Genomic DNA, 24,417 nt, shown 5'->3' on the forward strand with positions numbered 1-24,417 from the left:
TTTCTTTACAATAATAATAAAAAGAAACACGCAATTAACGTGTTTCTTCCCTTTATCATCCCGCATTTGTATATTTTCCATTCTTTAAAGCGGGCGTAATAATATGTTTCAATGAACGATGTAATTTTGTTACGAGAACTGCCGCAATAATTGCTTTTATACAATCCCCTGGTAAAAACACAGCACTCACTTTCATTGTCTCCCATACAGAAACATCCATTAAGAACGCTTGTACAGTAATACCAAATACATAAACTACGAAAATACCACCAATTATATTAATACATAATACTTTTATAATAGAAACTTCACGTAAACGCTCAATTAAATAACCAATAACAAACGCCCCAATGATGTAACCAAGTAAATATCCTGCACTTGGTCCAACAAATACACCAAGGCCACCGCGTCCACCAGCAAGCAATGGTGCTCCAACTCCTACAATAAGTAAGAAAATAAGCTGACTTAGCGCACCTAGACGTGATCCTAACAACCCACCCGCAAGCATAACACCGAGTGATTGCAATGTAATTGGAACTGGTGTAATAGAAAGAGCAATCGGAGGTATTAACCCTAACACTCCCATAATAGAACTAAATAAAGCGACAAAAACTAAGTTTTTTGTATTCATATTTGCTTCTCCTATTTGTAAACTTAAAATTTATTTTAGATAACATATCACAAAAATTATATTATCTTTCCACCCCTCTTTTGTCAACCATTAATGTATTAGAGTTTACAAATAGAAGTTCACTTATTTCTCTCTATGCAAATGCTCCAGTTCTTTCCGAAGCGCCTGTTTTAAAAACTTCCCAACAGATGTTTTCGGTATTTCTTCCATAAAGACAATATCGTCTGGCAACCACCACTTCGCAAACTGTGGTTTTAAAAACTCATATATTTCTTCTTTTGTAACCGTACTATTTTTCTTTTGAACAACGCAGGCAATTGGTCGCTCTTGCCACTGAGGGTGAGGAACTGCAACGACAGCCGCTTCAAATATAGCATCATGTGCCATTAAAGCATTTTCAAGATCGACCGAAGAAATCCATTCTCCCCCGCTTTTAATAACATCCTTCGTACGGTCAACAATTTTCACGCAACCTTCCTCATCCACTGTGACAACATCACCAGTATATAACCATCCATCGCGAAACCCTTCGACAGTACGATCATCGTTATAATAGCTTTCAGCGATCCAAGGTGCTCGTAAACATAGTTCTCCCATCTCCGTACCGTCCCACTTCACTTCACCATTTGTACCGACTACTTTCATCTCTACACCAGGGACAAGATACCCTTGCTTTGATCTAATTTCTAATTGCTCTTCATACGATAATTCTGTTTCATAACTTTTTAAACGTGCAAGTGTTACGAGTGGGCTTGTTTCGGTCATACCATATGCATGGATGAAAGGAACATTGTGTTTCTGTTCAAATGCTTTAATAACACTTTTCGGTGCGGCTGCACCACCACATAGTATTCTCGTCATACTAGATAAATCATAACTATTATTTTCTAACTCTTGTAATACACCGAGCCAAATTGTCGGCACACCGGCAGCTAACGTCACTTTTTCAGATTGGATCATTTCTAATAAAATTTTCGGCGTAAACATCGGTCCTGGAAGAACTTGTTTTGATCCAAACCAAGTAGCAGCGAAAGGAAGTCCCCAAGCATTCACATGGAACATCGGTACAATTGCCATCGCCGCGTCACTTTCCGATAAAGCAGCTGTATCCGCTAAACCGAGTGCCATGCAATGCAGTACAGTACTACGATGCGTATATACAACACCTTTCGGATTTCCTGTAGTCGCTGACGTATAACACATACCAGCAGGTGTATTTTCATCAATATCTTTTACAAATTGGAAAGTTGGATCGCCTTCTTCTAATAGCTTTTCATAATGATATACAGGCTTCAGCGTAGTATTTGGGAGTTCATCTTTATCAGTCATAATAATGTAAGCTTGTACAGTTGATAATTGTGATTGAATATTTTCAACAAGCGGTATGAGATCTTCATCTATAAGTAGAATTCGGTCTTCTGCGTGCTGAATAATGTATGAAATATGTTGAGGAGATAAACGAATGTTAATTGTGTGCAAAACAGAAGCAATACCTGGAATAGCAAAATACGCTTCCACATGCCGATGATGGTTCCACGCTAATGTTCCTACACGTTCACCTTCTTTAATTCCAAGCTTTTTCAACGCACTGGAAAGTCTTCTCGTCCTTTCCCCTAACTGCTTATACGTTAACGTTGTAACTGTATCATGCGTCCGTGAAACAATTTCTTTCTTCGAAAACAGTTTCTCTGCTCTTTCCATCATAGAACTAATTGTTAGCGGTACATTCATCATCATATTGGTTATGTCCCCCTTTAAAACGTTTTCATTTTCCGTTTATTATAACAGACTTCTACAAATGATTACGATATTTTTCTGTATTTTCTGAATTATTTCTTTGGAAATAATTCAGAACGATAAAAAACATGTTTTGAATACATTGATTCGAAACATGTTTTTTATTTTTTATAAACTATCTACCTTTTTCCTTACTTTCTTTTTCAGTTTAAAAATAAAACGATTACTGTATTCCTTATTTTCTACTAAAATCCGATACGTCTCTAACACTCCTAACACACGTACAAAAAGATAAACTCCGATAGCAATAAGTACAACACAATAAGGATAATACTGTACGAGTTCTCCCGAAGTGATTCGTTTTTTCTCAAATAAAAACGGTATCGCTCCTGCTGCAATAAAACAAAATCCAACAATCATCACTGCGGCATACTTCTTCTTAATAATCGCATATCTTTTTGTCAATTCTTTTAGAAAGTTTTGATCAAATAGTAGTTCTTCTTTTTTCAATACATTGTATCGACTCTCTTCTATCGTTACAGGTGCCATCATTACTCCGATCCCAAGCACTGCAATGATAATGACAAGAAACGTAGACATTGTTGCATTTTCTTTAAATAATAAGTACGGTATTGTAGATAAAATAAGCAAGCTAAATCCTAATGCAATATATTTAGAAATTTTTTGTCCATACACTATATACCCTTCTGCCATTTCCTTACTTACATAATAACCATTTTCCTTTTCGTTACTTTGCTCAGCAGTTTCTTTTAATAAATAGTCAAGTGATACTTCAAATACATTTCCAATCATTATTAACTTTTCAGTTTCAGGAAAACCTTGACCGTTTTCCCATTTACTAACCGCTTGCCTTGTTGTGTTTAATTTCTCGGCTAATGCTTCTTGAGAAAGACCCTTTTCTTTTCTTAATTTAAAAAGCTTCTCACCAAATCCCATATGTGTGTCCCCCTTCGTTTTCTTAACTAAATTGTATGTAAACATTGCTCTTACCTCTATCTTCCTGCGGTTGCACCTTGTCAACTTACGGTTGCGATTGTGTTATATAGTGGTTTTGTATACGATTTAGCTATTATTCTTCTATGATTATGGCGTTAATAAACCACCCTTTCTTAATAACCAATTATAACAATTAAAGGTAATTATTGTTATAAAAAATCAAAAAACTCCTTTATTCATTTAAAGGAGTTTTAAATATGAAATATTCCAAGAGGAGCTGTTTTTTCTTCCTCCTACTACCTCACAATTTCTTCTATATATTTTTATGTGTCATATAACGAACTATGTACTGTATATGTTTTCATCTCTTTATCTGAGGCATACTCATATATATGTAAAATATTACTCTTATTAACTACCCTAATAAAACCACTACTCAATAATCATAACGGCTTCTGCTTAAACTTTTCATAATGTCGTACTTTTAATGAAAGGATATTTCCGCAGTCTGTACAAATATAAGCATCCACCGGTGAAGATGTGAACATCGTTTCCTTTTTCCGTATTTGTGCATATCCGACAAACTCACCTTCTCCTATGTTTTGAGAACCACAATTAGAGCATGTCTGCACGGCTTTTTGTTTCATGAGAGCACCACCTTTAATCTGTTTCTACTCCCTTCGACAGTTCAATTCCATTTCCCTTCCAAAAAACTTCTTATTCTCCTACATTACAACAGGAATCTCAAAACAAAAATCGTATATATACTATGAAATATATTTATTAACGGAGGAATTTTATGACTACTGTTATGACACTCGATATAGCAACAGAAATTGAAAATGCAGAAATTGATATGCTCTCTTCTAGATTAGAGGGACTACAAGCAATGAGTGGAAATCCAATGCAAGTGCAAATGAAAAAGTTCGGTAGTGCCACTACCTTTTCATCAAAAATAATTGCCGGTCCTGCTTTTAATACGGTAAAAGGTATTACAAATGCAGATGCGATTGATGCAATCATTTCTTATTATGAATCACTACAAATTCCTTGCCGTTTTGAAATTACACCAGCTCAAGGGACAGCTGAATTATTTCAATACTTGTCTCAAAAAGGATTTTACCAATCCAGCTTCCATACCGCTTTATATAGTATACCGAGAGAAGATCCATCCCTGCTTCCTGCTAACATTTCAGTACGCCAACTGAAAGAAAATGAATTTCATATTTTTGCAGACATATATGTACGTGGATTTAATATGCCATCCTTTACAAAAGATGGAGTGCGCCAAAATAACGAAATTCTTTACGATAAACCAGGATGGCATTTTTTCATAGCCGAAGTTCAAAATACTCCTGCAGGCATTGGTGTCCTGTACATAAATAATGGGATTGCTTCATTAGCTGCTTCTGCTACTTTGCCAGAATTTCAGCGTAAAGGCTGTCATACTGCATTAATTCAAAAGCGAATTGAAACAGCTATTGAATCCAATTGTAATTTAATAGTTGGACAAGCAAGGTTCGGTAGCGGCAGTCAAAATAACATGGAACGTGCCCACATGAAAATTGCTTATACAAAATCAATATGGACCGCAAAAGACATATAATTTACTTTATTTCTCCTTCCGTTACATTTTTAAACATTTTATGACAAATCCTTTTCTATCCTATTAATCATTTGAATATTCAAACTAGATTTGTTACGATATTACTAGATACATCATTCAACTTGCAATATGAAAAGAGAATTCTAATCAAACTACAAGGAGGAGAAATGTATGACTAAACATGATCATGGTTTAAAAGAAAAAGTAGAAGGTACCATTGATAAGGTAAAAGGTGAAGTAAAAGAAGTTGTTGGGAAAGTAACTGACAATAAGAAATTACAAGCTGAAGGAAAATGGGATAAGGTGAAAGGCACTGCTAAAGATACAGTTGGTAATGTAAAAGAAAAAGTACATGAATATAAAGAACACAAGAAAGAAAAATAAAAAAAGAGCCCATCGGCTCTTTTTTTATTTTCCTTCATTCTTCTCTAGCACGTATAAATCTTCTTCCATATTCGTTAACTTCTCACTTACAAGCTTTCTTGCATCTCCAATTGCTTGATTATATGCAAACGGTCCAACTAATTTAATCATTTCTTCTATTAAACGCTCTGCTTGGAAACGTCCAATTTCATCTAAATCTTCTTCCATAAAAAATTGCTGAATTTGTGCTACAAGCTCTTCTTTTTTATCATTTGGTATTTTTATATTCATCATCGTTGTTACTCCTCTATATTTAAGATAATATCTTCCTTAACTCTACCATAGAAAAACGATTACCAGGACAGCTTTTTGTAACTCCTTCTAACTCTCTATGACCGAGTATATTTTCTTTCTTTATAGCAAATTGCTTCATAAACAGTTTACATAAAGAATATAATGCATTCACTTGTGCAGGAGTTGGATCGTATTTATCGAAATTTCCCGTCATACATATTCCAATTGTATGGCGGTTATGGTCTTTCGCGTGCGCTCCAATATGTAAACCTCGTCCTTCCACTACAGTTCCATCCTTTTCGATAAAATAGTTGTAACCAATTCCGCTCCACCCTCTTACAGTTTGATGAAATTCATGCGTTTTATACACGTCCCATCCATCTTCAGCTGTATGGTGAATAATCAGTTTGTTTACTTTTTCTAAAGGAACTAATTCATCTTGAAATGTTAGATTGACACGTTTAATTTCCATTTGAACTGCCTCCTCTTAAAAATCAATCATAATAATCGTTTTATCATCTGGCCTTATTCTCTTTTCCGCTTCTAGCTCTTCAATAATTGCTATATATTCGTTTATACTATTCTTTCTTATATATGCAACAGTTTGTTCTAATGACCAATCTGGGTGAAATAACCCGTCTGAACAAATAAAAATCCCACTCACTTCATCTGTATGTAATTCACCATGTTGTAAATAATGTATCGCTTCTTTCATTCCATTTGCAACTGAATAACCATTTGGCATATTTGCAAGATAACGATTGTATTTTAACTGTTCTCGAACATCTTGAAAAACATATTCTTCTGGTACAGATAACCCTTTTTTACGATCTTCTTCCCTCTTCTTTTTTGCTCTTTTACTAATTCCTTCAACTGTGTCTTTCGTTAATACTTGCATCGTTCCATTTTGAAAAGTTGCGACAATCATACAGTCCCCAAGCTGCGCATATTCAATTTTCTCACCAACTATTTGGACTGCTGCGATACATGTGCACCACAAATGCTCTTTTTTTCTCGTGTCTACTTCATATTCTAACATTTTGCTTTGCAATGCTTCATTTGCTTTGGCAACTGCAAATTGTAAACTATGATTCTCTCGTAATGCAGTAAAATAACTTGCAAATAAATACGAAGCGATGTATGCTCCATTATGTCCCTTTTCATCACGAAACGGGACAAGTGGTGTTGCACCGTCACATACACCATAAATCTTTTTTTCTTTATTACAAAAATAAGAATCCTCACATTCTTGCTTCAACGGGCTTTTCTGTTGATATGTTTTTATCTTCACAACTGTATCCCCTTTCAAATGATAAAATACTCAAATTCTTTTGATTAATCTAATTTACCTAAATAAACTGTTTTTACCCAAAACTTTCAATATCATATATAATCTTGAAATAATATGAATTTTTCAGTGAAGGACGGGAAAGAAATGGTCAGATTCCTTGGTGTTATTATCGGTTCTATTATTATTGCGGTTGCCTTTAATCTTTTCCTTATCCCCCACAAAATTTTAAGTAGTGGAATTGGCGGAATTGCTATTATTTTAGGGATTGTAACCCCTGTAAACACAGGCATTATTAACTTTGTATTAAACTTACCTATCCTTATTTTAGGGTACATAGGTCTTGGAAAAAAAGTAATTTTTAACACAGTTGTCTCTGTAGTTGTATTATCTGTTGCATTATACTACGTTCCAGTAAAAGTCGTAGCAACAGATCCATTGTTATCTTCTATCTTCGGAGGTGTAATCGCCGGAGCTGGTATTGGTCTTGTTTTTAACTGTAATGGATCCACTGGTGGATTTGATATTATCGGTATGCTTTTATCCCGCAAGCGAGACATTAAACTTGGCGGATTCCTTATTATTTTAAATGCAGTCGTTGTAATAATCGCAGGATTCTTCTTCACCTGGGATGTTGCACTTACAAGCTTACTTTCAATTTATGTAACTGGTAAAGTAATTGATGCTGTTCATACAAAACATCGTAAAGTTACACTTATGATTGTAACAAATGAAGCAGAAAAAATGAAAAAACAACTTCTTTCAACTGTTGTACGTGGAATAACGTTACTTGATGGCGAAGGTGCTTATTCAAGCGAGAAAAAGCGTGTACTTATGACCGTCGTTTCTCGTGAAGAATTAGCAAGTATGAAACTAACAATTTCTGAAATCGACCCGAATGCTTTCGTTAATATTACAGAAACTGTAGAAGTGTTAGGACTTTTCAGAAGAAGTTAAAGACTAGGTGGGAATCCACCTAGTCTTTATTTTGCATAAATTCAATTCGGTTTCCAAATGGATCTGACACGTAAAATCGAATTACATCTGGCCGTGCATAATCATCAATCACTTTAACACCTTGCTCTATAAGTGTTTGCTTAAATTCATTAATTTCATTCACATAAAAAGCTGGATGAGCCTTTTTAGCTGGTGTAAAGTTCCGCTCGACACCAATATGGATTTCTTGATTTCCGCATTTAAACCAACATCCACCTCGTTTTTTCAACTCTTCTGGCTTTGGAATTTCTTCCATACCAATCGTATTCCCATAAAAATCACGCGCCTCTTCTTCACACCCTACAGGTGCAGCTACTTGCACGTGATCAATCCCTTGAATATAATTTTTCATTTTCTCTCCCCCTCCTCTACCCTAATGTTATACGGAAAACAGCCGTCTGTAACTTACAAAAGGTTTATAAAACAATATAAGCTCCCCTTATTACCATCCTGCATTCACCTTGCAAAAAATAAAAAAAACAAAATTTATTCTATAACTTCCATTTTTTATAGAAATACACATTACATCTATATTATAGTTATGAATAGACAAATCTTTTTAGATGCTATTTGTACGGAGGAACTATTATGAGTCGTAAAAAATATTCACCAACTCAAAAAAAACGTCATCCGAACATTTCTAGACGTTTGCGAAACCATATACAAGATCGTTCATTAACAGAAATGTACGCATCTCTGTTCGAACACAATCCTGATAGTATTATTTCATTAAATTTAGAAGGAGTTATTCTACATATAAATCCTTCTGCCGAAAGAATATTAGGTTACACTTCTTTAGAATTAGAACAGAAAAATATTACCTCTATTTTAGAAGCCCATATTTCTGAGCAAGTATTACAAAATATAAAGAATACTGAAGCGGATAATCAACAAGAGTATATCTTATCTATTTATCATAAAAATGGATTCTTATTAGATGTTGTGACAAAACTAGTTCCTATTTTTGTTCAAAATCGTCTTACTGGCGTATACGCTATTATGAAGCCGCTTGAAAAATCAGAAAGAATTGAGAATATGCTAAAAGAAAGTGAGAAGAGATTACGTACATTAGTAAACTCCATGCCTGCGTTTGTTATATTTAAAGATCATGAAGGGCGCTGGCTTGAGGCAAATGATTACGCACTTTCTTGCTTCAATTTCCATCATGTACCTTACCACGGGAAAAAAGATAGCGAACTCATTCAATATAATGAAGCATACCGAGAAGCTTTTTTACATTGTGAAGAAATCGATGAACTAGCATGGCAACAAAGACAAATTCTTCATGGCGAGGAATTTATTATACATAGAGATGATTTCGATCTAATCTTAAGTATATCAAAAGTTCCGCTTTATCATCCTGATGGTTCTCGCAAAGGTCTTATCGTGATGGGGCGAGATGTTACTGAGCTAAAAGAAACTGAAAAGTTACTACGAAAATCAGAGAAGCTCGCAGTAGTCGGACAACTGACAGCTGGAATTGCCCATGAAATTCGAAATCCACTCACTTCTCTAAAAGGTTTTCTAACGTTGCTCCTCCCTGAAATAAGTGAAGAGCAGAAATGGTATATCGATGTTATGTTAAGTGAGATTTCACAAATGGAATCCATCACGAGTCAATTTATGGCGATGTCTAAGCCACAAGTATTATCTATCCAAACTTGTAACATACAAACTTTAATTGAAGAGGTAGTTACATTTATTTTACCGACTGCAATTATGCATAGCGTTCATATCATCATGGATCATTTTGATTACGTATATGATATTCAATGTGACGGTAACCAATTAAAACAAGTGTTTATAAACATATTAAAAAATGCGATAGAAGCAATGCCAAATGGCGGAAATATTTTCATCCAAACAAAACCATTAGAGGATAATTTCATCTTAATACGAATTATCGATGAAGGTTGTGGCATTCCTGAAGATCGTATCTCCCGTCTAGGCGAACCTTTTTATAGTTTAAAAGAAAAAGGCACAGGACTAGGATTAATGATGTGTTACAAAATAATTGAAGAACATCATGGTAGATTACACATTTCAAGCGAATTAAATAAAGGTACGATTGTTGATATTGAGCTACCACTTTCTTCATCTCATCTTGCAATCCAGTCTTAAATAAAAAAGAAGCATCTGCTAATCGTTAGCAGATGCTTCTTTTTTTAAAATGCTTTGTCATACCACTCTTTTGCTTTTTCTACTTCACCCATCGTTAATTGATGCCCTCGATTTTCCCAATGCATTGTTACATTCGCATTTGCATTTTCTAATAGTACCTTCAATTCCTCTGACTCTGCTGATGAACAAATTGGGTCATTTGTCCCAGCAGCAATAAACACAGATTTCCCTGCTAAATTTGCTAATTGCATTCCTCTTCTAGGTACCATTGGGTGATGAAGCACAGCACCTTTTAATGCATTTTCGTAATGGAATAATAAGCTTGCTGCGATATTTGCCCCATTCGAATAACCGATAGCTACAATGTTATTTCTATCGAATTTATATTCTTTAGCCGCTTCATCTAAAAATTCATTTAATTCCTTCGTACGGAAAATTAAATCCTCTTCATCAAAAATGCCCTCTGCTAATCGGCGGAAGAAACGCGGCATCCCATTCTCTAACACATTTCCCCTAACGCTTAATACCGACGCTTCCGGATCAATTATTTCTGCAAGTGGTAGTAAATCTAATTCATTACCACCTGTGCCATGAAGTAATAACAACACTGGTTTTGACGTATCTTTTCCTTTTTGAAAAACATGTTTCATCATAATCCTGTTCCCCCTTCAATCACTTTAATCTAAATTTCTCACTTCAAATGGTAAAAGCGTTTGTTCAATCTGTTTTCTATGTTGTTCATATTGTTCCGGTAACTTTAATTCCTCACCCATCGTCTCTAACGATTCATCATGAGCGAAACCAGGAGGATCTGTTGCAATTTCAAATAAGATTTCACCATGTTCTCTAAAATAAATCGCGTTAAAATAATTTCGATCTTGTACAGGAGTTACGTGATATCCAAAACGCGACACATGCTCTTTCCAGTCTAGCTGATCAGCATCGTCAATCGCTCTCCAAGCTATATGATGAACTGTACCAACGCCCATTTGGCCACGACCGATTGTTGATAATTTCAAATCAATAATATTTCCAATATCAGCAGAAGAACGGAATCGAACAAATTCACCCTCTTCTCCAATTTTCTCAAGACCCATAATATGTTCTAACAATTCAGCTGTTTTTTGAGGCTGTGCAGATAAAAGAACAGCACCTCCAAACCCTTTAATTGCTACTTCTGGTGTAACTTCTCCAAAACTCCAATTATTTAATTCGCCTGCTTCTCTTTCAACTAATTCTATATGCAAACCATGCGGATCATCAAATTCTAAATACTGCTCTCCAAAACGAGTCATTTTCGTATACGAAACATCGAATTTTTCTAATCTATTTTCCCAAAACTCCATTGCACCTTTTGGTACAACGTAAGACGTAATTCCTACTTGACCATCCCCAATAATACCTTGACGAGCACCTGCCCATGGGAAAAACGTAATAATTGTTCCAGGTTTTCCTCCTTCATTTCCAAAATAAAGATGGTACGTACCTGGATCATCAAAATTCACTGTTTGTTTCACTAAACGTAACCCTAATACACCAGCATAAAAGTCTACATTTTCTTGTGGATGCCCTACAATCGCTGTAATGTGATGGATTCCCATTGTTTTCTTTTCCATTTCTTCCACTCCTTTTTTATTTCATTATAAAAATTCTTTTACATTTAAATTCATTATTCATTTTGTCCATGCTACAAAGTAAAATCCGTCATTATAATTTTATCTCGAATTCGAGATATCGATTACAAAATTACACATTAACTTCCAGCTTGTCAATTCATCTCAAATTCGAGATAATTTTCGAAAAATATTTACTCCATTTGAAAGCTTTATTCAAAGTACAAATTAACTTGAACTCAAATTTATTATAAGTTACTTACTTTTAGTTGTCAATAAGTTCCTTATTTTCATTTTAAATAAAAAGAGAGTAAACGCCAGTTTCGTTTACTCTCTTCGCTAATCATTTCGTTTCTTCTTCCAATATTGCTTCCATCTCATTAAATTCACGATGAACTGCCTTAACGGGTTCTTTCGTTAATAAACTTACAACGATAACAGTTAATAAACTACAGAAGAATCCAGGTACCATTTCATACATAATTGCTTTTAAACTTGGAATTTGTACCCATGCTATAACAACTACTGCACCAACAATCATACCTGCAAGAACGCCCCATTTATTCGTCCTTTTCCAATATAAACTTAATAAAATGACTGGTCCGAACGCTGAACCAAATCCAGCCCAAGCATAACCTACAAGTGTTAAAATTGTATCACTTGGATGATACGCTAAAACAACTGCGATCATAGCTACTACTAATACTGACAATCTACCGATAAATACAAGTTCTTTGTCACTTGCATTACGACGGAAAAATGTTTTATAGAAGTCTTCCGTTACTGCACTTGAAATAACAAGTAATTGTGAGGAAATACTACTCATAATCGAAGCCAAAATAGCTGATAATAAAAATCCTGTAATGTACGGATGGAATAAAATATTGGAGAATGTTACAAAGACCATTTCTGGGTCTTGTAATGTCGCATTATTTTTAGCATAATAAGCGATACCAATTAGACCAGTAAGCATTGCACCTATAATTGAAATTGTCATCCAACCGACACCGATTCTACGAGAAGTCTTTAAATCTTTAATAGAGGTGATTGCCATAAAACGGACAATAATATGCGGTTGACCAAAATACCCAAGTCCCCATGCTAAAAATGAAATAATGCCAAGTATTGTGGTCCCTTTAAACATATCTAAATGCGATGCATCGACTTGTTTAATCGTATTAAATGTTTCTGTTACACCACCGACATCCGTAAAAGCAACAATTGGCACTAGTACAAGCGCAATAAACATAATACAACCTTGTACAAAGTCCGTCCAGCTTACGGCTAGAAAGCCACCGAATAGTGTATACGCAACAACGACACCCACTGTTACAAATAAACCAATTTTATAATCTAGGTTGAAAGAATTTTCAAACAAACGTCCACCTGAAACTAAACCAGCCGACGCATAGAATGTGAAAAATACTAAAATGACGATAGCGGAGACAAAACGAATTATTTTCGTACGATCTTTAAACCGATTCTCTAAAAAGTCTGGAATCGTAATTGAATCATTTGCCACTTCTGTATACGTTCGTAAACGTGGGGCAATGATTAAATAGTTTGCATAAGCACCTATTAATAAACCTATCGCAATCCATACACTTGATAATCCTGTTGCATACATCGCACCAGGTAATCCCATTAGCATCCAACCACTCATGTCAGAAGCACCAGCTGATAAAGCTGTAACTGCTGGACCGAGTCCCCTTCCACCTAACATATAATCTGATAAATCGGATGTCTTCTTATAAGACCAATATCCGATATACAACATACCTGCCATATAAATAGCAAGCGAAACCATAATTTCAATCTTCACGAAATCTCTCCCTTATTCCATAAGCCATTCAAAATTTCGAAAAATGACTTTTTCTATTTTCTTGTTTTCGCTTATGGTTCCCTACCTTAACAAACATTTTTTGTTCTTTCAAGTGAACGAGCACTTTTCATTACATGTGAAAACCTTTATAAACGCCTTTATCCCAGTGGATTACAATGATTTTTTAAGAAATTAAAGTAATAATATTCAGAAAATTAAACAGTGTTTTTCACACCTTATTTTTATTCGTTTACCCGATAAATTTTAAAAGAAAAAGCCATACAAATGTATGACTTTTAGCTTATTGACGTCTCAATTTTCGCTTTCTCTACGTATACTTTACGAAATTTCATATAGCATCCAATACGCCAAGGTACTATATAACAAACCGCAAGAGTATAGAAAAGAATGCCGATTGACTTTGGATCTAAACCTTGTAAATGTCTTCTAAAATAAGCACGTAAAAGAACGATAACTAAAAATGTAGCAATAAAAGCGATACTTTTTTTTGCATAAATTTGACCATCTTCTCTGACTTCATACCCACTTAAAATAATAAGTGGAATTGACAATAACAGTCCGATCCCAGCAGCTATACCAATTTGCCAATCAGCAAGTTGTATCGGTGCAGCATATAAAGAAAAACCTGGTAATAAGAAAAATAATGGAAATAGTAGTCGTCTTCCTTTATTATTAATTGGTCGATTCATAGAGCGCATGCGTCTAAATATAACGAGCCCTATGACGAGTAAAAAAATTGTAATACTGTAAGAACCTTACTGCAAGTGAATCTCTCCCTAAAAATAGTCATTTTTAAAAATACTTCCCTATTATACTCCTAATTTTTCCAAAAATATGATTATTCCTTTAAAAAATCTTACATATCAAATATACTTTTAGGTTTGATTTACTATAGGAAACAATTCCGAAAGAGGAACTACTCTCCCCACCTCGTCTTTAAACACAATATGCTCTCTAGTTAAATGGCGCGGGCTCTTCACTCCCGCTGCCGCTGCTAATGAAAATAAACTATATCTCATACTAATAATATAATTCATGACTCGCCACTTCTTCTCATACGGATCTAACGCTTTTTGATAATGCGGATTCGTCGTGGCTACACCAGATGGACATTGGCCAGAATTACATTGAAGGGCCATAATACAGCCGCTTGCCATCATAAATCCGCGGGCTGAACTTACAGCATCCGCCCCAATCGCTAAAGCAATCGCCACTTTATCTGGTGTGATTAATTTACCCGATGCAAATACTTTAAACTTGTTACGGACACCATAATGGTTTGCTGTATCGATAAATGTAAGTAATGCTGGAATAAGCGGCAGTCCCATACAATCTGCCATCGATTTATACGTTGCCCCTGATCCGCCTTCTGAACCGTCTATTGTAATAAAATCTGGATAAATGTTTAGTTCTTTCATTGTTTTTATTAAATCTTCCAAAGGCTTCTGCTGACCAATTACAATTTTCATTCCAACTGGTTTACCGCCGCTTTCTTGCAACTGTTGAATAAAATAAAGTGTATCCGCTGCATTCTTTAAAAATGGAAATCGATTCGGTGAATTAATCGTCTCTCCCTTTCGGACGTTGCGAACAAACGCAATTTTCTCATTTACTTTTTGCCCCTCTAAATGACCACCACGTATTTTAGCACCTTGCCCAAATTTCAATTCGAATGCTCTAATATTACTTTCTTTCACTTTCTCCATGAATTTTCCCATTGAAAAATTACCGTCTTCATCACGGTATCCAAATAACCCTGGACCAATTTGCGCAACGATATTCGCTCCTGTATGTAAATGTTCTGGAATAACGCCACCTTCACCCGTATTAATCCACGATCCGCCTGCCATTTTTGCTCCAAGACCACTCGCTAAAATATAATTTTCTCCAATCGCACCATAAGAAGTCGCAGATGCACCAAACATGCCATGTAGCTTCCACGGATATTTACGGTTCTCACCGACTATAATTGCATCATCTTCTTCGTACAGCCAAAGATTCGTTGTATCTGCTGTCAATTTTTCTCTTCTTGAAAATAACCCTTCTTTATGAATCACGTACTTTTTACCCTCTCGCTCTTGCGTGAGATTCACACTTAATTCCTCCGTTAATATCGGAAATAATGTATTAGCAATATAATATCCAGAAGCTTCAAAATCTCGTTTTGATCCAAAACCAAGTATTTCAGAGCGATATTTCGCTAAAAACATAACACTTTGAAAATCATAACGTGAGAAAGGCTTTCCATCCGTATCATGATCAAACCAATATTGTCGAAATTCAGGCCCTATTTTTTCCAGTAAGTAGCGCATTCTTCCTAAGTACGGATGTAATTTTAAAATAGAATGATGTGTTCGTTTTTTTATAAAAAATGTAATGATAAAAAAGACGATTAAAAGCAACATTAAAAATAGTAATATACTAATAATAACGAGTAGCGTTTCACTCATCCCGCTTCCCCCTATGAAATTCCATAATAAAAGGAGAACACTAGATGTGTTCTCCTTTTATCTTTATTCATACTAACGTAGCAAGATGCTCTTTCGCGTCATATTCAACTAAACTTTCAGCGTGTTTAATTCGATGAACAAAGTCTGGATTAGCAATTAACGGTCTTCCGAATGCCGCTACATCAATCGTTCCTTCTTGCAACGCTTCTTCGGCCTCTTTCGGATTTAAATTACCAACCCCAACAATCGTACCATCCCAATATTTTCTTACTAGTTGATGAAAATTCTTTCCGTCAGCAATCTCTTGGGTATAATTCATCGTTGAAGGATGGATCATCGTTAATCCAACCTCTGTAAACATATTTATGAACGTTTCAATTGCAAACTCAGGGTTTTCCCACATATAAGTAGGATTATCACCTTTGAAAGCAGAGAAACGAAGAAGTGTTTTATTAGCTCCAACAGCTTCTATTACAGCCGCCGTTACTTCTTTCATAAACGTTAACCTTTGTTTTAAATTACCGCCATATTTATCTGTTCGCTTATTCGCAAACTCATACGTAAATTGATCGATTAAATATCCGTGTGCACCGTGAATTTCTACTCCATCAAATCCAGCTTCGATCGCATTTTTCGCAGCTTGTGCGTATTGACCGATCACTTCTTGTATTTCTTCTAACGTCATTGCTTCTGGCGTATCAAACGGTTTACGAAAGCGTGGAACATTTCCCTCTGCAGCGATAGCCGACGGTGCTTGTGGCATTTGACCACCAATTATTTCATGATGACTCATACGCCCAACATGCCATATTTGAGCAATAATCGTCCCGCCTTCTTTATGTACTGCCTCTGTAACAGGTTTCCAAGAATCGATTTGTTCTTGTGTATAAATACCTGGTACTCCTGGGTTTCCTTTTGCTCTCGGACTAATGACAATTCCTTCTGTAATAATTAGTCCAATTCCATCCGCAGCACGTTTTCTGTAGTACTCCACTACATCCGCACCAACTACTCCAGTTTCATTATCTGCAAAGCATCTTGTCATCGGTGCCATCGCTATACGATTACGAAGAGACCAAGCTCCAATTTGAATTGGATCAAACAACTTTGTTTCTTCAACGTTTTCAAAAAATCCCCCAGCATTTACATTTGTTCCTTCATAAATACTCGCTGCTTTATTACTTGAACTTGTCATTTTTCTTCCCCCTAAAAAATCTTACTATAATCGCATCATACTTACTTTTAGATAGTAACGTCAATTTTTACGACTTTACAATAAAAAATTCGAATATCAAAAAAATAAAATACTATAAATAATATTAAAAAAGGTTTCCTTAGAAGGAAACCTTTTTTGTTGACCATATATGGCTGTCAATTCGTTTATCTCTTTAATATAAAAAATACCTTATCAATAGAAGTGAATATGGTTCAGTATTCTTCTAAAAATAATAACTTATATACCTAAAACAATGAAAGCCCTACCTCTCTTTCATCCTTACGGCTCCTCGTCCGTGCCAGTGTGAATCAGGATTGCAAAAATCAAGTAACTATTTTATCGAAGTATTCAATTAAACTTCGAACATTCATAAATGAAATTAAAAAATAAAAATGGATTTGATTGTAGTAATAACAATAGAGGTAATGCTCTAAAAGTGGTTTGAAAGAGTTGAATGTCTTTGAAATGATAAATTTTCTATAATTATGTTCCCAAAAAATTCAAGATCTTTTTTGGGATATAATACATTATTTGTAATGAACCTTAACAAAAGCTTTTTATCTGATTTTCTGTGATACCTTCAATTAATCCCAGTTCACTAATCAAAAATTCATATGCGTTATCTAACATCTTCTTTTCGCTTGCATTAAGTGCTTTTTCTTTCTGTATACGCATTAAATCGCGCACAACTTCAGCACCTTCTTGCATTTTACCCGTCTTTATTTTATCAGTGTTCAATTTATACCTTTGTTTCCACGTAAGTAATCTATCTGATTCCCCATGTTGAAAAATATCCATTATGTGTGCTAATGCGGTTATATCCGTCACTGGTCGTATATTCGAATTCAATATTCTCCCTGCTGGAATCATTAGTTCCATATTACTAGCCGACATTTTTATAACATAATACTGTTGTTTTTCTCCTGAGACTTCCTTCTCTTCTATGGCTTTAATTATACCTGCTCCCTGCATTGGATAAACAATGTTATCGCCAATTTGAAACAAATAATCCACCTCCATATATGGTAACCTTCTCAAGCTTAACACACTTTTAGTTTTTTAGCAAAATTTTTATTTTATCATAAAATTATTTTACGCGTCAATACTTCAAAAGCAAGAAATTAAATTTACATAACACACTATAAAAACCCGCAATTTTATTAACGGTTGCACCCACATTCATTCTCTTTTAACATAAAAACACATTACTACATTTGAGTAGTAATGTGTTTTTGATAAGGCATAGATAAAGATCTACTTTTCCGTCTATATACTAACCTGCTTACTAACTATTTCCCTCGCTAAAAGAAAACTCATAATCACTTGCGCTGCTACTCTACTCGTCATATCCCTGAAATCAAGAGTTGGATCAATCTCTACTATATCCATCCCTTGAACGAGCGGTTCTTTACCAAGGAATTCAATCGCATCTAGTAAAGTCGTACTATCCATTCCACCTGGCCCAATTGCTGGACAACCTGGTGCAAACGCTTGGTCTAGTACATCCATATCAAGAGAAATATAAATAGAAGTCACACCTTGTTTTCTTAACACTTCAATACTTTCCGTGATAATATCTTTTATTTCTCGCTCTCGTACGTCTTTCATTGTATACACTGTTACGCCATGCTCTATTGCATATTCATGGTACGTACGTGCGTTAGCAAAATTACGAATTCCAATTTGAACAAGTTGTTTCCCTGTAATGACATCATTTTCTAGTAAACTACGGAATGGTGTACCATTTGACGGGCCTCCATCATCTAAATTACGTAAATCATGATGAGCATCAAATTGAATAATCCCGACCTTTCCTTTACTGTTTGCAAAGCCTGTTATACTCGGAAAACTAATCGAGTGGTCACCACCAAGAACGATTGGTATCATGTTCGGATTTACTTTCGTTACATGACCAACTGTTTTCGCAATTCGGTTATGACTTTCTTTTATATCCGTCACATGCATCGTAATATCGCCGCAATCATATAAGACACTTTCTTTCATATCGTGTTCTTCTGTAATTGCATATGTGCTGTATGCATCTAACATCGCTCGAATTGTTTTTGGAGCAAAACTTGCTCCTGAATGACTAATAGATGGTTTAGAAAGGGGTGCTCCAATTAAAGCAGCACCGAATATTTCTACGCCTTCCTCCCAATCTTTAATCATCTCACTCCATTTTGTCACTTCACGATCAATAAACTTTGCATTTTTCTTTAAATAGTGGCCGTGCTCCACGATTGTTCACCTCTTGTATATGCAATATTACCATTCTTCCATACTGTATTCACATGACTTACGCCGTAATGATACGGTACGTAAGCATAATTGTAAGCATCCCATAAAACTAAATCTGCCTTACGACCAACTCTAATTTTCCCAGCTACATCACCACGGTTAATGGCATATGATGAGTTAACCGTTACAGCATTCCAAACTTCTTCTGGTGTCATTTTCAGTTTTAGCATCGCAATGCTCATAATAAGCTGAATATTTTCAGTTGGACAGCTACCTGGGTTAAAGTCTGTAGCTAACGCAACTGCAACACCTTCATCAATCATTTTACGACCGCGAGCAAAACTTTCTTTATTTAAATAGAAAGTTGTTCCTGGTAATAAAGTGGCTACTGTATTAGAGTTTGCAAGCATTTCAATTCCTTTATCAGAAGCGCCAACTAAATGGTCTGCTGATGCTGCACCGATTTCTGCCGCTGCTTCCGCACCACCAAGAGGGTCGATTTCATCTGCATGAATTTTCACATCAAAGCCAAGCTCTTTCGCTTTTAATAAAAACTCTTTTGACTCTTCGACAGAGAACACACCTGTTTCACAGAAAATATCAACGAATTCCGCTAATTGCTTCTCTTTCATTTCTGGTAGTAGGTCTAACATCCATTGTAAAAATTCTTTCGATCTACCTTTATATTCTTTCGGAACTGCATGAGCACCTAAAAATGTGGAAACTAAATCGATCGGATGCTCTTTTTGTAATTGTGCAGTTGCCTCTAATTGTTTCCATTCCGTCTCATCATCTAATCCGTAACCACTCTTCGCTTCTACAGTTGTAACTCCGAAAGATAACATACGGTCTAAATGGAATTTCGCTTTTTGAACAAGTTCTTCTTTCGATGCTTGTTTCGTTGCATTTACAGTCGAAAGAATGCCTCCGCCTTGTTCTAAAATTTCTAAGTACGGAACTCCTTGTAATTTTAGTGCGATTTCATTTTCGCGAGATCCACCAAATACAAGATGAGTATGCGGGTCGACAAGACCAGGAGAAACCATTTTCCCGCCGCAATCAATAACTTCTTTCGCCTGAAGTCCTTTCGCTTCTTCCACTGTTCCAACGAAAGTAATTACATCGTTTTCAATTCCAACCGCACCGTTTTCGATAACAGGAAGCGTGTTCATCGCTTCCCGTCTTAACAAGCCATCTTCTTGATCCATTGTTAGTAATTGACCAATATTTATTAGTAAAGTGTCCAGCATGTTTTCTCCTCCTTATTTCATCATTGGAATGTTAACGCCTTTTTCTTTCGCAGTTTCCACAGCTAAGTCATATCCAGCATCCACGTGACGAACAACACCCATACCAGGGTCAGAAGTTAATACGCGCTCAATACGTTTTGCTGCTGCTTCTGTTCCATCTGCAACGATAACCATTCCAGCGTGAAGTGAATAACCCATACCAACGCCGCCACCGTGGTGAACAGACACCCAGCTTGCACCGTTTACACTGTTAATTAATGCATTTAAAATTGGCCAGTCTGCTACTGCATCACTACCGTCTTTCATCGCTTCTGTTTCACGGTTTGGAGATGCTACTGATCCGCAATCTAAATGGTCACGACCGATTACGATTGGTGCTGATAATTCACCATTTGCCACCATTTCATTAATGATGCGGCCAAACTTCGCACGCTCACCGTAACCTAACCAACAAATACGTGATGGAAGCCCTTGAAACTCCACTTGTTGACGTGCCATACGAATCCAGTTACATAAATGCTCATTGTCAGCGAATTCGCGTAAAATTACTTCGTCTGTTTTATAAATATCTTCTGGATCACCAGAAAGTGCTACCCAGCGGAACGGTCCTTTTCCTTCACAGAATAATGGACGAATAAACGCTGGAACGAATCCTGGGAAATCGAATGCATTTTTCAAGCCTTCATCGAAAGCAACTTGACGAATGTTATTTCCATAATCAAATGTAATTGCGCCTTTTTCTTGCATTGCAAGCATTGCTTCTACATGTTTTGTCATGCTTTCTTTTGATAATTGTACGTAACGTTCTGGGTCTTCTTCACGAAGTTTCGCTGCCTCTTCTAACGTATAACCTACTGGAATATAACCGTTTAATGGGTCATGAGCAGATGTTTGATCCGTAACTAAGTCAGGGATAATATTACGATCTACTAACTCAGGTAAAATTTCTGCTGCATTGCCTAATAATCCAATTGAAATAGGCTCTTTCTTCTCTTTATACTCGTTTGCAATAGCCAATGCTTCTTCTAATGATTCTGTATACTTATCACAATATCTCTTTTCAATACGACGATCGATACTACGCTTATCTACATCAATAGCAATGACAACACCGCCATTCATCGTTACAGCAAGAGGTTGTGCACCACCCATACCACCTAAGCCAGCAGTAAGTGTTAATGTACCTTTTAATGAACCATCGAAATGTTGACGAGCTGCTTCACCAAATGTTTCATATGTTCCTTGTAGAATCCCTTGTGTTCCAATGTAAATCCAGCTACCAGCTGTCATTTGTCCGTACATCATAAGTCCTTTTTTCTCTAGTTCTCGGAAGTGATCCCAATTCGCCCATTTTGGTACTAAGTTTGAATTCGCTAACAGAACACGCGGCGCGTCTTCATGTGATTTAAAAATGGCAACTGGTTTTCCTGATTGAACAAGTAACGTTTCATCGCTTTCTAACGTTTTTAATGAATCTACGATTGCATTGTAGCTTTCCCAGTTACGAGCTGCACGGCCAATTCCACCATATACAACTAATTCTTCTGGTTTTTCAGCTACCTCAGGATCTAAATTGTTCATTAACATTCGAAGTGCTGCTTCTTGCACCCAACCTTTCGTTTGTAACTCTGTACCTCTTGGCGCGCGAATTGTTTGTTGTACTTTTTCCATTTCAATCTCTCCCTTTTCTCATTTTATAGTGCTGCGTTTACATCTAATCTTTCTTTTATTGAATAATTCGTTTTTAACCAATGCGCAATATTTTCAATATCCGTTGAGAATATACGGTCATTTTTAATAGATGGCACTTGCTGACGACCTTGATGGTAGAAGCTCTTCGTCACTGTACTCATATTTTCAATACCACGATATTCTGCTGCTTGCATTGCACAAATCATCTCAATTGAAAGAACACGTCTTGCATTTTGAATGATCTGATGAGCATGGCGTGAAGCGATTGTTCCCATACTTACATGATCTTCTTGGTTAGCAGAAGACGGAATTGAATCTACACTCGCCGGATGTGCTAACGTTTTATTTTCAGAAACAAGTGACGCTGCAGCATACTGCATAATCATTGCACCTGACTGCAGTCCTGGTTCTGGACTTAAAAATGGTGGTAAATCATTTAATTGCGGATTTACTAAACGCTCAATACGGCGCTCCGAAATATTTGCAAGTTCCGCCATTCCTACTTTTAAGAAGTCCATCGCAAACGCAATCGGTTGACCATGGAAATTACCACCTGAAATTACTTTTTCCCCGCCATCAAAGATTAGCGGATTATCTGTTGCGGCATTCATTTCAATTTCTAATTTTTCTTTCACATAATTCAAAACTTGCCAAGAAGCACCGTGTACTTGCGGGATACAACGAAGTGAATAGGCATCCTGTACACGTAGTTCTCCTTGTTTTGTTGTTAACTTACTATCATGAAGAATGTCACGAATTCTGCTTGCTACATCCACTTGCTCTTTATAACCACGTGCTTTATGAACATTTTCATCAAATGCATCAATAATGCCTTGTAACCCTTCAATTGTCATCGAAGCAATTAGTTCAGCTTGATACGCCGTTGCTTCTGCTTCTATATAAGAAAGAACTCCTTGCGCTGTCATCGCCTGCGTACCATTAATTAATGCAAGACCTTCTTTCGCTTCAAGTTCAATTGGCTCAAGCCCTTCTTCTGTAAGAGCAACCATTGCATGAACGCGTTTCCCCTTATAGAACACTTCACCTTCGCCTAATAATACGAGCGCAAGATGAGATAAAGGTGCCAAATCTCCACTCGCACCAAGTGAACCTTGTTGCGGAACGACTGGGTGAATCTTACGGTTTACAAACTCAAGAAGCATATTTACAACGAGCGGTCTAACACCAGATACTCCTTTAAGCATCGTGTTCGCTCGTAAAATTAACATACCGCGTGATACTTCTTCTGGGAATGGATCGCCTATCCCACATGCATGTGACTGAATTAAATTATGCTGAAGTGCCTTCACATCTTCTTTTTGAATTAGCACATCACTAAACTTTCCAAATCCAGTTGTAATACCGTAAACGACTTTTCCGTCTTCTACGATTTTCTCAACTACTTCGCGGCATTCTGCTACCTTTTGCATACTAGTTGGACAAGCTGTTACACCTTCTCCTTCAAGTAATAACCTCTTCATTTCTTCAACTGTCAATGTATGTCCTGTTAACGTAATCATCATTTTTCCTCCTTAAAAAGGCAAAAGGGGACCTTATCTTTTTAAGACAGACTTCTGTCCTAAAAAAGTAAGGCCCCCTTCTAACTAATAGACTATGGGCAAATCATATGTGATTAATTCCTAAACCAATCGCCTCATGCTCAGATCCTTTTACAGGTGCACCAATCGTTCCATATAATGCAACAGCAACCCATTCGCCTTCTTTTTTTCCGTCGTATGGTGTACCGCGCACAATCGCAAACCGAAGTCCTACTGTACGAAGAACGTCTGCTAACTGAATTTGACCTCTCGTCACTCCGTACAAAGCTTCCATAATTGCATGATAAAGTGCATGTGTTTCTCTGTAAACATCTGTTTCAATAACTTGGTTGCTCTTAGCCGCTGTTTCCATTGCTGCGACAACCTTTTGCGAATTCATCGAACCCACTTTCCCCGTACAATACTTCCAACCTTTCGGAATGGATAATACAGGACTTTCATTTTCATCCGCAAGTGCCAACAGCATGGCCATACGACCAATTCGATGTGTTCCTTGAAGAAGCATGTGACTCTCTCATTTCTTTTGAATTATTTGAATATTACTTAATTTAAGAATATATGAA

General features: G+C 36.2%; 24 protein-coding genes. 4 read left to right on the top strand and 20 right to left on the bottom strand.

The annotated features are described in order from the left end of the window. Positions 1-55: 55 nt before the first annotated feature. The 4 genes from IBT51_RS09970 to IBT51_RS09985 form a co-directional block, all read right to left on the bottom strand. Positions 56-631, bottom strand: coding sequence for a biotin transporter BioY (locus IBT51_RS09970; protein ID WP_001093334.1), 576 nt, complete (start codon positions 629-631; stop codon positions 56-58). Between the two features lie 123 nt (positions 632-754). After that, positions 755-2,368, bottom strand: coding sequence for a long-chain fatty acid--CoA ligase (locus IBT51_RS09975; protein ID WP_063548343.1), 1,614 nt, complete (start codon positions 2,366-2,368; stop codon positions 755-757). Between the two features lie 168 nt (positions 2,369-2,536). Beyond that, a complete protein-coding gene (locus tag IBT51_RS09980) occupies positions 2,537-3,325 on the bottom strand; it encodes a helix-turn-helix domain-containing protein (RefSeq protein ID WP_346655893.1) in 789 nt (262 codons plus the stop codon). Positions 3,326-3,768: 443 nt separating this feature from the next. Further along, positions 3,769-3,972 carry a hypothetical protein gene (locus tag IBT51_RS09985; protein WP_000810194.1) on the bottom strand — a complete coding sequence of 68 codons (204 nt, stop codon included), beginning with the start codon at positions 3,970-3,972 and terminating at the stop codon, positions 3,769-3,771. A gap of 152 nt (positions 3,973-4,124) precedes the next feature. Here IBT51_RS09985 and IBT51_RS09990 point away from each other — a divergent pair, with 152 nt between their 5' ends. Both IBT51_RS09990 and IBT51_RS09995 read left to right on the top strand, forming a co-directional pair. Further along, positions 4,125-4,931, top strand: coding sequence for a GNAT family N-acetyltransferase (locus IBT51_RS09990; protein ID WP_000214335.1), 807 nt, complete (start codon positions 4,125-4,127; stop codon positions 4,929-4,931). Between the two features lie 171 nt (positions 4,932-5,102). Further along, positions 5,103-5,315 carry a CsbD family protein gene (locus IBT51_RS09995; RefSeq protein WP_000160421.1) on the top strand — a complete coding sequence of 71 codons (213 nt, stop codon included), beginning with the start codon at positions 5,103-5,105 and terminating at the stop codon, positions 5,313-5,315. A 24-nt stretch (positions 5,316-5,339) separates the two neighbouring features. Here IBT51_RS09995 and IBT51_RS10000 read toward each other — a convergent pair whose 3' ends face one another. Genes IBT51_RS10000 through IBT51_RS10010 form a run of 3 tightly spaced genes read right to left on the bottom strand, consistent with a single transcriptional unit; the run spans position 5,340 to position 6,897 of the window. After that, entirely contained in the window at positions 5,340-5,588 is a 249-nt protein-coding gene (locus IBT51_RS10000; protein ID WP_000981066.1) for a DUF2164 domain-containing protein, read from the bottom strand. Between the two features lie 19 nt (positions 5,589-5,607). Next, positions 5,608-6,060 (bottom strand): peptidoglycan recognition protein family protein, encoded by a 453-nt coding sequence (locus IBT51_RS10005; protein WP_000403999.1) that lies wholly within the window; start codon positions 6,058-6,060, stop codon positions 5,608-5,610. Positions 6,061-6,075: 15 nt separating this feature from the next. Continuing rightward, a complete protein-coding gene (locus IBT51_RS10010; protein ID WP_003271186.1) occupies positions 6,076-6,897 on the bottom strand; it encodes a protein phosphatase 2C domain-containing protein in 822 nt (273 codons plus the stop codon). 126 nt (positions 6,898-7,023) lie between these two features. On the opposite strand from IBT51_RS10010, the gene IBT51_RS10015 reads away from it, so the two are divergent. Further along, positions 7,024-7,833, top strand: coding sequence for a YitT family protein (locus IBT51_RS10015; RefSeq protein WP_000251344.1), 810 nt, complete (start codon positions 7,024-7,026; stop codon positions 7,831-7,833). Positions 7,834-7,852: 19 nt separating this feature from the next. On the opposite strand, the gene IBT51_RS10020 is transcribed toward IBT51_RS10015, so the two are convergent. Next, a complete protein-coding gene (locus tag IBT51_RS10020) occupies positions 7,853-8,224 on the bottom strand; it encodes a VOC family protein (RefSeq protein WP_000800772.1) in 372 nt (123 codons plus the stop codon). 236 nt (positions 8,225-8,460) lie between these two features. Here IBT51_RS10020 and IBT51_RS10025 point away from each other — a divergent pair, with 236 nt between their 5' ends. Next, positions 8,461-9,993 (top strand): BA3702 family sensor histidine kinase, encoded by a 1,533-nt coding sequence (locus tag IBT51_RS10025; protein ID WP_000087652.1) that lies wholly within the window; start codon positions 8,461-8,463, stop codon positions 9,991-9,993. 44 nt (positions 9,994-10,037) lie between these two features. Here IBT51_RS10025 and IBT51_RS10030 read toward each other — a convergent pair whose 3' ends face one another. From IBT51_RS10030 to hutP, 12 genes are all read right to left on the bottom strand, one after another. Beyond that, the gene (locus IBT51_RS10030) at positions 10,038-10,646 is read right to left on the bottom strand and encodes an alpha/beta hydrolase (RefSeq protein ID WP_000975455.1); all 609 of its coding nucleotides are present in this window, start codon (positions 10,644-10,646) and stop codon (positions 10,038-10,040) included. A gap of 24 nt (positions 10,647-10,670) precedes the next feature. Then, positions 10,671-11,609, bottom strand: coding sequence for a ring-cleaving dioxygenase (locus IBT51_RS10035; RefSeq protein WP_000412727.1), 939 nt, complete (start codon positions 11,607-11,609; stop codon positions 10,671-10,673). Positions 11,610-11,949: 340 nt separating this feature from the next. After that, positions 11,950-13,428 carry a sodium/proline symporter PutP gene (gene putP / locus IBT51_RS10040; RefSeq protein WP_069356085.1) on the bottom strand — a complete coding sequence of 493 codons (1,479 nt, stop codon included), beginning with the start codon at positions 13,426-13,428 and terminating at the stop codon, positions 11,950-11,952. Between the two features lie 296 nt (positions 13,429-13,724). Next, the gene (locus tag IBT51_RS10045; protein WP_200458230.1) at positions 13,725-14,192 is read right to left on the bottom strand and encodes a CcdC protein domain-containing protein; all 468 of its coding nucleotides are present in this window, start codon (positions 14,190-14,192) and stop codon (positions 13,725-13,727) included. A 132-nt stretch (positions 14,193-14,324) separates the two neighbouring features. Continuing rightward, positions 14,325-15,899 carry an FMN-binding glutamate synthase family protein gene (locus tag IBT51_RS10050; protein ID WP_069356087.1) on the bottom strand — a complete coding sequence of 525 codons (1,575 nt, stop codon included), beginning with the start codon at positions 15,897-15,899 and terminating at the stop codon, positions 14,325-14,327. 67 nt (positions 15,900-15,966) lie between these two features. Further along, positions 15,967-17,094 (bottom strand): alkene reductase, encoded by a 1,128-nt coding sequence (locus IBT51_RS10055; protein ID WP_000204578.1) that lies wholly within the window; start codon positions 17,092-17,094, stop codon positions 15,967-15,969. A 564-nt stretch (positions 17,095-17,658) separates the two neighbouring features. Further along, positions 17,659-18,120: a CarD family transcriptional regulator gene (locus IBT51_RS10060; RefSeq protein ID WP_014482101.1), complete on the bottom strand. Its 462-nt coding sequence runs from the start codon at positions 18,118-18,120 to the stop codon at positions 17,659-17,661. A gap of 261 nt (positions 18,121-18,381) precedes the next feature. Beyond that, positions 18,382-19,353, bottom strand: coding sequence for a formimidoylglutamase (gene hutG, locus IBT51_RS10065; protein WP_000399836.1), 972 nt, complete (start codon positions 19,351-19,353; stop codon positions 18,382-18,384). Continuing rightward, the gene (gene hutI / locus IBT51_RS10070) at positions 19,332-20,603 is read right to left on the bottom strand and encodes an imidazolonepropionase (RefSeq protein ID WP_000887518.1); all 1,272 of its coding nucleotides are present in this window, start codon (positions 20,601-20,603) and stop codon (positions 19,332-19,334) included. Before hutI ends, hutG begins: the two co-directional genes overlap by 22 nt. 12 nt (positions 20,604-20,615) lie before the next feature. Continuing rightward, positions 20,616-22,274 (bottom strand): urocanate hydratase, encoded by a 1,659-nt coding sequence (gene hutU, locus IBT51_RS10075; RefSeq protein WP_000416936.1) that lies wholly within the window; start codon positions 22,272-22,274, stop codon positions 20,616-20,618. A gap of 23 nt (positions 22,275-22,297) precedes the next feature. After that, positions 22,298-23,815 carry a histidine ammonia-lyase gene (gene hutH, locus IBT51_RS10080; protein ID WP_069356088.1) on the bottom strand — a complete coding sequence of 506 codons (1,518 nt, stop codon included), beginning with the start codon at positions 23,813-23,815 and terminating at the stop codon, positions 22,298-22,300. 103 nt (positions 23,816-23,918) lie between these two features. After that, positions 23,919-24,359 carry a hut operon transcriptional regulator HutP gene (hutP, locus tag IBT51_RS10085; protein ID WP_000926516.1) on the bottom strand — a complete coding sequence of 147 codons (441 nt, stop codon included), beginning with the start codon at positions 24,357-24,359 and terminating at the stop codon, positions 23,919-23,921. Between the last annotated feature and the right edge of the window lie 58 nt (positions 24,360-24,417).

This window comes from Bacillus sp. S71, from assembly GCF_016625265.1.
In the GTDB taxonomy this organism is placed as follows: Bacteria; Bacillota; Bacilli; order Bacillales; family Bacillaceae_G; genus Bacillus_A; species Bacillus_A cereus.

Bases quoted from the DNA above. Each gene is read 5' to 3' on its own strand.
- IBT51_RS10005 (WP_000403999.1), bottom strand. From the start codon at position 6,060: ATGGAAATTAAACGTGTCAATCTAACATTTCAAGATGAATTAGTTCCT.
- IBT51_RS10020 (WP_000800772.1), bottom strand. From the start codon at position 8,224: ATGAAAAATTATATTCAAGGGATTGATCACGTGCAAGTAGCTGCACCT.
- hutU (WP_000416936.1), bottom strand. From the start codon at position 22,274: ATGGAAAAAGTACAACAAACAATTCGCGCGCCAAGAGGTACAGAGTTA.
- hutP (WP_000926516.1), bottom strand. From the start codon at position 24,359: ATGCTTCTTCAAGGAACACATCGAATTGGTCGTATGGCCATGCTGTTG.
- IBT51_RS09995 (WP_000160421.1), top strand. From the start codon at position 5,103: ATGACTAAACATGATCATGGTTTAAAAGAAAAAGTAGAAGGTACCATT.
- IBT51_RS10015 (WP_000251344.1), top strand. From the start codon at position 7,024: ATGGTCAGATTCCTTGGTGTTATTATCGGTTCTATTATTATTGCGGTT.
- hutH (WP_069356088.1), bottom strand. From the start codon at position 23,815: ATGATTACGTTAACAGGACATACATTGACAGTTGAAGAAATGAAGAGG.
- IBT51_RS09970 (WP_001093334.1), bottom strand. From the start codon at position 631: ATGAATACAAAAAACTTAGTTTTTGTCGCTTTATTTAGTTCTATTATG.
- IBT51_RS09990 (WP_000214335.1), top strand. From the start codon at position 4,125: ATGACTACTGTTATGACACTCGATATAGCAACAGAAATTGAAAATGCA.
- IBT51_RS10000 (WP_000981066.1), bottom strand. From the start codon at position 5,588: ATGATGAATATAAAAATACCAAATGATAAAAAAGAAGAGCTTGTAGCA.
- IBT51_RS09980 (WP_346655893.1), bottom strand. From the start codon at position 3,325: ATGGGATTTGGTGAGAAGCTTTTTAAATTAAGAAAAGAAAAGGGTCTT.
- hutI (WP_000887518.1), bottom strand. From the start codon at position 20,603: ATGCTGGACACTTTACTAATAAATATTGGTCAATTACTAACAATGGAT.
- IBT51_RS10050 (WP_069356087.1), bottom strand. From the start codon at position 15,899: ATGAGTGAAACGCTACTCGTTATTATTAGTATATTACTATTTTTAATG.
- IBT51_RS10025 (WP_000087652.1), top strand. From the start codon at position 8,461: ATGAGTCGTAAAAAATATTCACCAACTCAAAAAAAACGTCATCCGAAC.
- IBT51_RS09985 (WP_000810194.1), bottom strand. From the start codon at position 3,972: ATGAAACAAAAAGCCGTGCAGACATGCTCTAATTGTGGTTCTCAAAAC.
- IBT51_RS09975 (WP_063548343.1), bottom strand. From the start codon at position 2,368: ATGATGATGAATGTACCGCTAACAATTAGTTCTATGATGGAAAGAGCA.
- IBT51_RS10035 (WP_000412727.1), bottom strand. From the start codon at position 11,609: ATGGAAAAGAAAACAATGGGAATCCATCACATTACAGCGATTGTAGGG.
- IBT51_RS10030 (WP_000975455.1), bottom strand. From the start codon at position 10,646: ATGATGAAACATGTTTTTCAAAAAGGAAAAGATACGTCAAAACCAGTG.
- IBT51_RS10055 (WP_000204578.1), bottom strand. From the start codon at position 17,094: ATGACAAGTTCAAGTAATAAAGCAGCGAGTATTTATGAAGGAACAAAT.